Below are 12457 nucleotides of genomic sequence, written 5' to 3' on the forward strand. Positions count from 1 at the left end.
AGAAGGGCTCGGATAAGTAAGCTGATAAATTGTACAGGATACGCCTGGTAAAGATAGTGCTGTTGAACCACCTGTTCCCATTCCGAACACAGAAGTGAAAAGCGGTCACGCCGATGGTAGTGTAGCATTCGCTATGTGAGAGTAGGTCATTGCCAGGCATTTTTTTTATGCGGAGCGGTAGTTCAGCTTGGTTAGAATGCCTGCCTGTCACGCAGGAGGTCGCGGGTTCGAGCCCCGTCCGTTCCGCCACTAATTCAGAGGACCGACTTTTACAGTCGGTTTTTTTGTTTCTACTGTATTCCTTTTATTTATTGTATATTTTGTTTGATGAACCTGAGATTAGCTATTTTCGGATATTCTGGGCTTATTTTTAAAATAGTGATAGACTGTTTAAATTTTTATAAAAGTCTTTAATTAAATCTTTTATATTTTTATTTTTCTGTATAATCACAGTGAATGTTTTTTTAGAAGTGATTTTATTATGCAAGTACTTACATTAGAGCGTCAGCAGTATTTTTTATCTACGGTATCTAGAACTTTTGCGCTTACCATCCCCTTGCTTCCTAAGGAGTTGGAGGATTGGGTTGGTAATTCATATTTATTATGTAGAATAACAGATACTATTGAAGATGCCGTTTATTTGGATAATGAATTAAAAAAGTTTCACATGAATAAGTTTGCTTCCTTGCTTTCCTCCCCTATAGGACTTGAGCAGTGGACAAAAGAGATATGTGAGCTTGTAAGAAGTTCATCTAATGAGCATGAAAATGAATTGATGGCTGCAATTCCTGAAGTTGTAGGTAGGTACTATTCCTACTCTTCAGAAGTTCAGTACATTTTAAGACATACCGTAACAATCATGGCAAAGGGAATGTCTCAGATTGAACGATGGGCAAAGATCGATTCAGTTGATGAAGTGGATCATTACTGCTATAGCGTAGCTGGTGTCGTTGGTGAGCTTCTTATTTCTCTTTTTGCAGAACATTGTCCTGCCATGAAGAAAAATCTTGATTCGCAGCTACCGTATGCCGTTTCTTTTGGCGAAGCTCTCCAGTTAACTAATATACTAAAAGATGTTTGGGACGATTTAAAACGTGGTGTAACATGGCTACCTATCAAGAATGATGATCCTGATAGAGATGCCAAAGTTCAGGAATATATTTCTCTTGCTTACGGACATTGTTTACAGTCTATGGAATTTATTAAGAGAATGCCTGTCTTACAGTTAGGTATTAGGAGATTTTGTCTATTAACTAATGCCATGGCTATACTCACTCTTAGAAACATTCAGGCTAATCCTGGTTTTAAAGATTCTAAGGAAATTAAAATAACCAGAAAAGAAGTTAAAAAACTTTACTTTTTCTACAAATATTTTGGCTGGTGTAATTACGCGATTGATTTTATGACTAAGCGTTGTTCAGGAACAAAGCTTTCTCCAACTATCAGAAATTGCGAAGAGATTAGTAAAAAAGTTAGTTTCTGGAAATAATTTTGTGATGAGGTTTATTATGTTATTTAGTATGAAGAAGATTACCGCTATTCTATCAGTTTTAGCTTTTTCTGTTTCATCTGCCTTAGCTGCAGACAATGGAGAATCACCAGTTGTATATGATACACCTCAGGAACTTCTGGAAGCTTCAAAGAAGGTTACAACAAAGTTTGAAGAAGGTGTTCATTATAAAGTTATTGAAGGCGCTGAAGTTTCTGAAAATAAGGAAATTCGTGAATTCTTCTCTTTCTTCTGTGGTCATTGCCATGCTTTTCTTCCTGTTATCAGACAAGTGAGCCTTGCTTTACCTGAAGATGTTGCTTTTGTTGGTAATCATGTAAAGTATCTGGGCGGGCCTATGGGACCTGAAATGCAGAGGGCGTATGCATCAGCAGTAAATCTTAGAGTTACAGACGCTTTTGTTGATAAAGTCGATGACAATATATTTAACAAACATCAGGTTCCTCAGAAGCATGAGGATATTGTTGCCTGGTTTGAGGAATTAGGGGTACCTGCGGAAACTTTTGAAGCACAGTACAAGTCTTTCCCTGTTATGAGTCAGGTTAGCCAGTATGATCAGTTGGCTGACGATATGGGAATAGAAGGTGTTCCTACTGTTATTGTTAATAAGAAATACAAAATTGTTACAGGTTCAATTAATGGTACTGACGAATATCTTGCTCTGGTAAATTATTTACTCACTCTTGATGACTCAAAAAATTCTGATAAGAAATAGTATAATAAATTAAGCTGGTAACCGCATTATCATAATATTGATAATGCGGTTTTTTATTGTTGTTTAATTTATTTATTTGATGTTTTTTAATGTAATTGACATTTTTTAATGTTTTTTAATTCTAGGTATAACATTTAACTTGTATCTGATGTAAAATACCAATGTTTGAAATTTTTTTTGAATGTAACTGTGCAAATGTTTAAGCATTCAAGTCTTTAAGAATATTAGGATGAATGTATGTCAGTAAAAGCAACAACTAAGTATATTTGGTTTAATGGTGAAATGGTTCCTTGGAATGAAGCAAAGGTTCATGTAATGACCCATGCTCTTCATTATGGTACCTCTGTATTTGAAGGTCTTCGTTTCTATAAGACTCCTAACGGAACTATTATTTTCAGACTTCGTGAACATATGCAGCGTCTTCTTAATTCCGCTCATATTTATCGTATCAATATTCCTTACACTCTTGACGAGTTATGTGAAGCATGCTGCAAGACTGTAAGAGAAAATGGTATCGAAGCAGGTTATATTCGTCCTCTGGCTTTCATCGGTGATGTTGGTCTTGGTGTTAAGCCTCCTGCAGATGCTAAGATTGAAGTTATTATCGGTGTTGTGCCTTGGGGAGCTTATCTCGGTGAGGAAGGCATGAAGAAGGGTGTGGCAGTTGGTGTTTCATCTTGGAACAGACTTGCTCCGAACACTATTCCAACCGGTGCAAAGGCTGGTGGTAATTACCTTTCTTCTCTGTTAATTTCTAACGAAGCTAAGCAAAACGGATACACTGAAGGTATTGCTCTTGATGTTCAGGGCTTCCTTGCAGAAGGTTCTGGCGAAAACGTGTTCCTGATTAAGGATGGCGTAATCTATACTGCTCCTATTACCTGCAGTCTGTTACCAGGTATTACAAGAGACTGTGTAATGAAGCTTGCCAAGGATCTCGGTATTGAAGTAAGAGAAGAAAGAATTCCAAGAGAGGCTTTATACCTTGCTGATGAAGTATTTATGACTGGTTCTGCTGCTGAAATTACACCTGTAAGCAGTGTTGACGGTCTTTCTGTTGGTTGTGGTGCTCGTGGTCCAATCACTGAAAAATTACAGAATGCTTTCTTTGGCTTGTTCAATGGTCAGACAGAAGATAAGTGGAACTGGTTATATCCTGTAAATAAGTAATCAGCTTTACATTATCCGTATTAACCGAAGCCAAAAGTTCATTGTTTACAATAGCTTTTGGTTTCTTTATTATTATACAAATTGATTTTTGTTTTCTTATTTTATAAATGGAGCTAAGTATGCCTAAATATCGTTCCTCTGTAACTACCGAAGGTCGTAACATGGCTGGCGCTAGAGCATTATGGCGTGCTACCGGGGTTAAGGATGGTGATTTCGGTAAGCCGATTATTGCTGTTGCCAATTCTTTTACTCAGTTTGTTCCGGGTCATGTTCATCTTCATGATATCGGTCAGTTAGTTGTCAAGGAAATTGAAAAGGCCGGTGGTATAGCTAAAGAATTCAACACCATTGCAGTGGATGACGGTATTGCCATGGGACATTCTGGTATGTTGTATTCATTACCTAGCCGTGAAATTATCGCGGATAGCGTTGAATACTCATGTAATGCCCATAAGGCAGATGCGCTTGTTTGTATTTCAAACTGCGATAAAGTAACTCCAGGCATGCTTATTGCCGCCATGCGTTTGAATATTCCTACCATTTTTGTATCAGGCGGTCCAATGGAAGCCGGTAAGGTTAAGGAACCTATTGCCGGTCATTCGAAGCTCGACCTTATTGATATTATGGTTATGGCAGCTGATAAGAATATTACTGATGAACAGATAAACATCGCTGAAAATTACGGATGTCCGACATGTGGTTCATGCTCAGGCATGTTTACTGCGAATTCAATGAACTGTTTGACCGAAGCATTAGGTCTTTCTCAGCCTGGTAACGGTTCTCTGTTGGCATCTCATGTTTTCCGTCGTGATCTGTTCGTAAACGCCGCTAAGCGTATTGTTAAGATGGCCAAGGATTACTATGAACACGATGATGAATCTGTTTTACCTCGCAGCATTGCAACAAAGGCTGCATTTGAAAATGCAATGACTCTTGATATTGCTATGGGGGGGTCAACCAACACTGTTCTTCATCTTTTGGCTGTAGCTCAGGAAGCTGGTGTTGATTTTACCATGAAGGATATTGATCGCCTTTCAAGACATGTTCCTCACATCTGTAAAGTTGCTCCATCAACTTCTGTTTACCACATGGAAGATGTTCACAGAGCTGGCGGCATCATGGCCATACTTGGTCAGCTGGATAAAAGCGGACTTATTCACAGGGATGTTCATACCTGTTTAGGTATAACCATGGGTGAGGAACTTGATCAGTATTCAATTGATCGTAATGCTTCAGAAGATGTTCGAAAGATGTACCTCGCTGCTCCAGGCGGAGTTGTGAATATAAGTCCTTTCAGCCAGAGCAAAGTATATGATGAAGCGGATACTGATCGTGTTAATGGTTGTATAAGATCCAAGGAAAATGCGTATAACCAGGACGGTGGTTTAGCTGTTCTTTATGGTAATTTAGCAATTAACGGCTGTATCGTTAAGACCGCAGGTGTAGATCCTTCAATTTATAAGTTTAGCGGTCCTGCGCGTATATTTGAAAGTCAGGAAGATGCTGTTAACGGCATTCTCGGTGGCAAGATCAAAGCAGGTGATGTAGTTATCATTCGTTACGAAGGTCCTAAGGGTGGTCCAGGTATGCAGGAAATGCTGTATCCTACTTCTTACCTTAAGTCTGTAGGTTTAGGAAAGCAGTGTGCTCTGATTACCGATGGTCGTTTCTCTGGTGGTACCTCTGGTTTATCAATCGGTCATGTATCCCCTGAAGCTGCTAACGGTGGTAATATCGGTCTTATCAAGGAAAATGATATTATTGATATCGATATTCCTAACAGAACTATTGCAGTACGTATTTCTGATGAAGAATTACAGAAGCGTCGTGCTGAAATGGAAGCATTAGGTAACAAGGCTTGGAAACCTCTGAACAGACAGCGTGTTGTTTCAGGAGCCTTAAAGGCTTATGCTGCTTTAGCATCAAGTGCTGATAAGGGCGGTGTAAGAGACGTCAGCAAGCTTTAATATAAAGCTTTTATGATATCGACAGTCATTTATGGCTGTCGTATTTAAAGGATAGATAAAAATGGAACAGCCAACAAAAGAAGAGTATCTCCGTAAGATACTTCTTTCTCCAGTTTACGACGTGGCGAAGGTAACGCCTTTGCAGAGACTTGATAAGGTTAGCGAAAAAGTAGGTGTTAACGTCCTTATCAAAAGAGAAGATCTCCAGTCAGTTCATTCATTTAAGCTTCGTGGCGCCTACAATAAGATTGCCGGTCTGACCAAGGAACAGCTTGCCAAAGGGGTTATTGCAGCCTCTGCTGGTAATCATGCTCAGGGGGTAGCTTTAACAGGTAAAAAGCTTGGAATCAAGGCTACTATTGTTATGCCGAATTCTACTCCTGATATTAAGGTTGATGCGGTAAGACGTTTAGGTGGTAACGTTGTTCTTTTTGGAGCAACATTCGATGAAGCGTATGCAGAATGCATCCGTATCTCAAAGGATAAAGGATATACTTTAATTCCTCCATATGATGATGCCGACGTTATTGCTGGTCAGGGAACTATTGCACAGGAACTTTTAAAGCAGGATTCTCATATAACCCATGTATTTGTTCAGGTCGGCGGTGGTGGACTTGCCGCAGGTGTAGCTGTATACATTAAACAGGTAATGCCTAGTGTTAAAGTTATTGCTGTTGAATCTGACGGAAGCGCCTGTCTTGAAGCAGCACTCAAGAGCGGAGAGCCTGTAACTCTCGACCGAGTATCTTTGTTTGCTGATGGTGTGGCTGTAAAGAGAATTGGTGACGAAACATTCAGAGTCTTGAAAGACAGTATAGATGATATTATTACCTGTACCAATGATGAAATCTGCGCAGCCATGAAAGATATCTTCGAAGATACCCGCGCTATTTCAGAACCTAGTGGTGCTCTGTCTTTGGCCGGTCTGAAGAAGTATGTTAAGCTTCATCCTGAGCTCAAAAATGATGAATCAGTAACCATGGCAGCCATTCTCTCAGGAGCCAACACCAAGTTCCATACTCTTCGTTTCGTTTCAGAACGTTGCGAAATTGGTGAAATGGGTGAAGGTATAATTTCTGTTAAGATTCCTGAAAAGAAAGGTGCATTCCTTGAATTTTGCAAGAAACTCGGGGGCAGGGCAGTAACAGAATTCAACTACCGTTTTGCTAAGGTTGATTCTGCCAGAATTTTTGTGTCAGTTCATCTGACAAACGGCAGGGAAGAACTTGACAGTATTATTGAAAGTCTCAGAAATGCAGGATACGAAGTATCAGACATGACCAACAATATACTGGCAAAGAATCATGTTCGCTATATGATAGGTGGTCATACTCCTGTTAAGGTAAATGAAAGAGCTTACGTATTTGAATTCCCTGAAGTGCGTGATGCTTTACTTAATTTCCTTGAAACAGTAGGAACTGAGTATAACATTACCATGTTCCACTATCGTTCACGCGGTATGGAATACGGCAGTGTGCTGTGTGCATTTGAAGTTGATGATAGTGAAGTAGATGAACTTAACCGTCATCTTAATGAGCTTGGTTATGAGTATAATGACGTGTCTGATGACCTTTCATATACTCAGTACATGAAACCTTAATAAGATTAGAAAAGAAAGCCGGACCTATGAAGAAAACTTTCAGTATATATGGAATTCTGGTACTGATGTCGACATTGTTACCCGATGTCTTATCAGCAAATGACGAGATTCCTGCAGACTGGAAGCTGTCCTCTCGACAGGCCGGCTATATCTTTTTTGAAAAAGCAGTCCCTAAAGCGGAATTCTCGTATTACAAATATAAACTTTCAAATCCCAATCAAAGCACTAGAAACATAGCTTTGGAGTTTATGAAGAACGTCAAAGGAAAAAACCTTCGACCTGTTCCAAAGATTAAAGGATGGGAATACAGCTATGTTGGTAATTTGCCATGTGCCACAGTGGTCAGCAGGGAAGATGACTATGCTGTCCTGATAAATGTCTGTGGTGAGGCTGAAGTCAGTGATATTTCAAGATTAATCAAAATTTCTAAAACACAGTTCAATTAATACGCAAAACCCCCGGTGTGTTTGTCTATTTAGCATTTCTTTTTTGTTATAATACTCTCTAGTTCTTGTATTAAAAAAATTATGGAAATGCCATGAGCAAAGAAGATATGACAGAAGATCTTAAAGTAGCAGATAACACCACTGAAAACGAAGGAGTAAGTGAGGGGGCTGAAGCAAGTAAGACCTACGAAAACCAGAATGAAGGTGAATTTCTGGAGTCATTAGAGAGACTACAGGGAAAGCAGAGACGAAACACGGTATGTATATTTGTACTGGCAGTAATGCTTTTTGGATTTGCCGGTTATGAATTAACCCGTCCTGAAGTTAAGATTCCTCCCCAGATTGATTACAGCAGTGATATCAGCAATTTGAAGAGCAGTATGAGTGCCATGGATTCGTCAGTAAAAAATATTGCCGGCGGACTCAGTACAAAGCTTGATTCAGGTGCTTTGGGAAGTGTAAATGCACAGCTATCGGGAATTGATAATTCCTTTAGTGCCATTCAGGCGGAAATAGCCAAGATTAATGCAAAGCTCGGTGAAGAAAAAACCGTTAATCTGAGCTGGGCGGTATTTGATGCCAAATATCTGCTTACTCTTGCTAACAGAAAGGTGGTTATAGATCGCGATTACGTTACTGCGATTTCTTTGCTTAAGGAGGCTGATACCGTAATTGCAGGTATAAACGATCCTCGCACAAGAAAAATAAGAGAAAGCATTGCTTCAGATCTGAATGTTCTTGGTAACATTCCTTCAATTGATCATGAAAAGACTCTGTTGCGCATTAATGAGCTCATCGGTAATGTATCTAAGATGAGAATCAAAGGCTTAAAGAAGGTTGATTTGCTTGAAAGCAGTGAAGTTTCAGGAAATGTGGATGACTGGTGGGGCAATCTTAAGGCTTCATTCAGTTCATTTGTTAACAGTTTTGTGGTTATCAAGAGAAAGGAAGTAACCGATACTGCTTTAATAGCTCCGGATAATGAAGCTTTTCTCAGGGCAAATCTTGAAAACTATCTTCTTCTGGCGGCAAAGGCCTGTTTCTACAGAGAACAGGAATTGTATACACAGTACCTGACTAAAGCTCATGAACTGGTAGAAAAGTATTTTGATAATACGGATCCGGTTGTTGTGAATACACTCAAGGGAATTACTGAAACCGCTTCTGAAAAGATTGCCACAGAAGATGTGAAATATCTTAACAGTACTGTGGAAATCAGTAATTTTATTAACGAGTTTTCAGGAAAGTAGGATCTAGAATGGTTAAATTAGTGATAATGCTTCTGGTGCTCGCAGGTTTAATGATAGCGGCGCCTATGCTGGCAAATAATCAGGGTTTTGTGTACATTGATACCGGAAGTCATGTGATTCAGCTGAGTCTGGTTTCAATGGTTATTATTCTGATTCTTGCCTATCTTGCTGTATACCTGCTGACAGCTGTTATCGGTAGAATCTTTAAGGTTAGAAAAGGATTGCTGAGCTGGTATGGAAACAGCCGTTCCGATAAATCCAAAAAGATTCTTGAGAATGCCATTTCAAAGTACATTGAAGGTGATTATGCCGGCGCTGCTGCTTTAGCGGAAAAAGGGAAAAAGTGGAGTGATGTTCAGTATGTGAACATTATTTTAGGTGTTGTTGCTAATTATAAGAGCGGCAACATCGAGGCCAGTAATAAGCTGTTTAATGAGGCTCAGAAGGTTCTCAGTGGTCATGCCGAAGCAATCAGTATTTTAAGGGTAAAAATGTATCTTGAAGCCGGAGAAAACGAAAAGGCTCTGAACATCATTACCTCTTTGAGAAGAACCGGTAAACCTTCAAAGATGATTTCTTCACTGTACTACAAATGTCTTGAACGTATGGGGAAGTTCAATGAAATTGTTGAAAACCGTAAAGAATTCTTAAGTAATGGTCTGCTGTCGGATGATTCATACAGACGTTATGTTTCCGAGAAGATTGTTGAACAGATAAAAGGAGCTAACGACAGATATGTTGTAGATCAGATGTTCAATGATTTGCCTGACGATATATGCGATAACATTGACGTATCAAATGCTTTTGCTTTGGCTTATAACCGCTTCGGTGAAGAGGTTAAAGCAGAAAAGATAATAATGAGATCCCTGAAGAGTACGGTTGATTCTTCAAGAATATACAACAATTTATCTCAATGGAATACAGCAAATCATAAGCTGACTGAATACTTTGAGAAAAAGTTAAAGAAGAATGAATCTGAACATCTTAATAACACGGATCTTATGTCTGCTCTTGCTAACATGTATATGAATATGAACGAATATGAGAAAGCTGTGGATTTGTATGAAAAACTGGTTACCAGTGCTCCGTGTTCGGATTATTTCAGTCGTTTAGCTCAATGTTATCAGCGTTTGGGCGGGTATCAGAAGGCTGCAATGTACTATAAACAGGCTCAAAATGATGATTAATATTTGATATATGTCACATATGTAGTACAATTTAAGTAAGTAGTTAATCCATACAGCCTTGGTCAGTTATTCTGGTAAAGGCTGTATTCGTATAATGGGTTTTTGAATTGTTTAGTAAAGTCAAATTATATGAGCAGAGATATCGTGAATTAAACGAATATCGTCTAGCTAAAGCTCAGGAATTTGTAAATGAAAAAGGGAAACTGTTTTTCAATCTGGTTCCTCTCATGCTACATCTGAACAATTCAGCTGTTCCATGTGCGCTGGCCGGTGATGTGCCACATGGTATCTGCAACTTCAAACTCAATGATATTCAGCGACAGGTTTTAGATGATTATTCTGTCGCTACAGCATCAGTTATAGACATCAATACAGCAGAAGAATCTATTCTTGGTTTGTACTGCATGGGTAGTACAGCTTCAGTGGGGCAGAGTCCAAACTCTGATTTTGATTACTGGGTGTGTGTGTCAGAATACATGCCCAATGAACGCATAAGACTTTTAGAGAAAAAGTGTAAATTCATAAAAGAAATGGCTGCAAGCAGTGAATATAAGCTGGACGTCAATTTCTTTATCGTGAAAACGGATAAGTTTAAACAGCATCTCAATGTAGACAAAAAGAACGCAGAAGACCTTATTGATTGCGGAATGGGGGTCGATGAGGAAAACTGTGGCACAGCTCTGCATATGTTCCTTTTAGATGAATTTTATCGCAGTGCCATATGTGTAGCAGGAAAGATGCTGACCTGGATGATAGTTCCATGTAGCCATGAGCATGATTACAATGAATATGTGAGGCAACTGTACGCCAAAAGAATTATCTCTCGCGATGAGTGGCTGGATCTTGGATGTATAGGTGATATTCCTTCCAATGAGTATTATGGTGCCGCTTTATGGTTGCTTTACAAAGGAATTGATTCACCTTTTAAAGCTTCAATAAAAATACTGCTTATGGAAACCTATAGTGCCGAATATCCGCAGACACAGCTGATTTCCATGAGAGTCAAGGACTGGATGCAGAATAATGAAGGCTACAGTCTGAACCTTGACAGTTACTACATGGTTTTTGAAAAAATCAGCAGGTTCCTGAGAAATCATAATGACTATGAAAGACTGGAACTTCTGAGAATCTGTTTCTTCCAGAAGATCAATGAAGGATTTGCAAAGATAGTAGATCCTCAGGCTCAGGCCGGGCGCCGTACTCTAATCAACAATATGATAGAAGCATGGGGATGGAGTATGGAAACAGTTGGCCGACTAAGCAATAGAAACACATGGAACATTGTTGATGTGGTTAATATATATCAGCGTGTGTTTAATGTGATGATTCAAAGTTACCATGCTCTGCTTACTTTCGGTGTGGAATACAAAGTTACCGATGCCATCAGCTACAGGGATCTCAGTGTTCTTTCCCGTAAACTGTTCGTGGTATTTGACAGTTTCCCCGGCAAGGTTAAACAGTATCTGCTCAGTAACAAGCTTAATTTGGCTGAAAAGAATATTTCCTTTATTGAGGCAAGAGACAGTACCGTACTGAAGAAAGGGTGGTATGTATACAACAAATCTCTTAATGATCCTTCACTTATTGGTACTCCTCCGATTTTTTATTTCAGTAATCTGGTATCTGCAGTAGCTACGTGCTACTTTAATGCTCTGATTAACAAAAAGACAGTCATTGAGGTGCATACTCCTAATAAAAACATTACTTCAGAAAGAGTACGTGGAATATGCAATGAATTAAAATCCCAGTTTGAGAACTATCCTTCTGTAGTGGGAAATAACAGTCTGCTCGGTGTTACTAATGTTAAAACCATGATAGTTCTTGTTAATTTTACTCAGGACCCTACCAGAAATCACAAATTCCAGGGGGGAATGGACAGATCTTCAATGAGCACTTTTTCCTATGGTAATTCAAATGAGTGTTTAATTGGATCCTTATCAGTGATTATGTCTAACTCATGGAATGAGATTATCTGTAATCATTACGAAGGTCAGGATGCCGTAGTGGATTTTCTTAAAGAAATGTCCCATATTTTTATACCAGGTGCAGCATTGCCTGTATCCACCACTGTACTTGATTTCAGTACACACATGGGGGATGTTATGGTCAGACCTGATATGGAAAATCTGATTAACCTGTGCATGAACAATCTGCATAAAAAACTTTTGACCAGCAAAAACATAACCATCGGCAAAGTTGATTATATTCTGCAGTTCAACTCACGAGCAATGAATCTTGTCAGGGCGGAGGAAGTGAAGGAGAAGAATCCTATAAAAGCTGAAATCATTAATGGCGGAGAGGCTAATAAGGATTTGGTTCCGTCCATAATAGAGGCAAACTGCATGTATGGCCTGACTCAGTACTTCTTTGTGAAGAATGATAATGATTCTTATCAGATTTTTAATTCATCTGAAAATCAGGAATTGAAAATTTATGACAATTTCAAGGCTTCAATAAGCGAACTGATTCTGGATATAACATCATACTATACTCACAGTCAGAGCAAATTTGCCAAGGAAAAAGAGAAGCACAAATATCGTCAGTACTTTAATCTTCCTCAATTCTTCCTTGTTGACGTAGCCAATAATACGATATCTCCGCTTTAATGAGGT

9 protein-coding genes, 1 tRNA gene and 1 rRNA gene are annotated in these 12457 nt (G+C 39.0%); all 11 read left to right on the top strand.

The window, feature by feature from the left end:
* The first annotated feature begins 43 nt into the window (after positions 1-43).
* The 11 genes from rrf (at position 44) to T489_RS0102455 (ending at position 12451) form a co-directional block, all read left to right on the top strand.
* A 5S ribosomal RNA gene (gene rrf, locus T489_RS0102405) occupies positions 44-158 on the top strand.
* 13 nt (positions 159-171) lie between these two features.
* A tRNA-Asp gene (locus tag T489_RS0102410) sits at positions 172-249 on the top strand.
* Between the two features lie 232 nt (positions 250-481).
* Positions 482-1489 (top strand): squalene/phytoene synthase family protein, encoded by a 1008-nt coding sequence (locus tag T489_RS0102415; RefSeq protein ID WP_031578444.1) that lies wholly within the window; start codon positions 482-484, stop codon positions 1487-1489.
* Between the two features lie 19 nt (positions 1490-1508).
* Entirely contained in the window at positions 1509-2225 is a 717-nt protein-coding gene (locus T489_RS0102420) for a thiol:disulfide interchange protein DsbA/DsbL (RefSeq protein ID WP_198020397.1), read from the top strand.
* 237 nt (positions 2226-2462) lie between these two features.
* Positions 2463-3395, top strand: coding sequence for a branched-chain amino acid transaminase (locus tag T489_RS0102425; protein ID WP_031578446.1), 933 nt, complete (start codon positions 2463-2465; stop codon positions 3393-3395).
* 119 nt (positions 3396-3514) lie between these two features.
* Complete coding sequence (gene ilvD, locus T489_RS0102430) at positions 3515-5362, top strand: dihydroxy-acid dehydratase (RefSeq protein ID WP_031578447.1); 1848 nt, start codon at positions 3515-3517, stop codon at positions 5360-5362.
* A 61-nt stretch (positions 5363-5423) separates the two neighbouring features.
* Positions 5424-6962 carry a threonine ammonia-lyase, biosynthetic gene (ilvA, locus tag T489_RS0102435; RefSeq protein ID WP_031578448.1) on the top strand — a complete coding sequence of 513 codons (1539 nt, stop codon included), beginning with the start codon at positions 5424-5426 and terminating at the stop codon, positions 6960-6962.
* 26 nt (positions 6963-6988) lie between these two features.
* Positions 6989-7408: a hypothetical protein gene (locus T489_RS0102440; protein ID WP_031578449.1), complete on the top strand. Its 420-nt coding sequence runs from the start codon at positions 6989-6991 to the stop codon at positions 7406-7408.
* Positions 7409-7500: 92 nt separating this feature from the next.
* Positions 7501-8658 (top strand): uroporphyrinogen-III C-methyltransferase, encoded by a 1158-nt coding sequence (locus tag T489_RS0102445; protein WP_031578450.1) that lies wholly within the window; start codon positions 7501-7503, stop codon positions 8656-8658.
* A gap of 8 nt (positions 8659-8666) precedes the next feature.
* Positions 8667-9845 (top strand): heme biosynthesis HemY N-terminal domain-containing protein, encoded by a 1179-nt coding sequence (locus tag T489_RS0102450; protein WP_084155371.1) that lies wholly within the window; start codon positions 8667-8669, stop codon positions 9843-9845.
* Positions 9846-9952: 107 nt separating this feature from the next.
* A complete protein-coding gene (locus tag T489_RS0102455) occupies positions 9953-12451 on the top strand; it encodes a class I adenylate cyclase (RefSeq protein WP_031578452.1) in 2499 nt (832 codons plus the stop codon).
* Positions 12452-12457 lie beyond the last annotated feature (6 nt).

Source organism: Ruminobacter sp. RM87 (assembly GCF_000701925.1).
Taxonomy (GTDB): domain Bacteria; phylum Pseudomonadota; class Gammaproteobacteria; order Enterobacterales; family Succinivibrionaceae; genus Ruminobacter; species Ruminobacter amylophilus.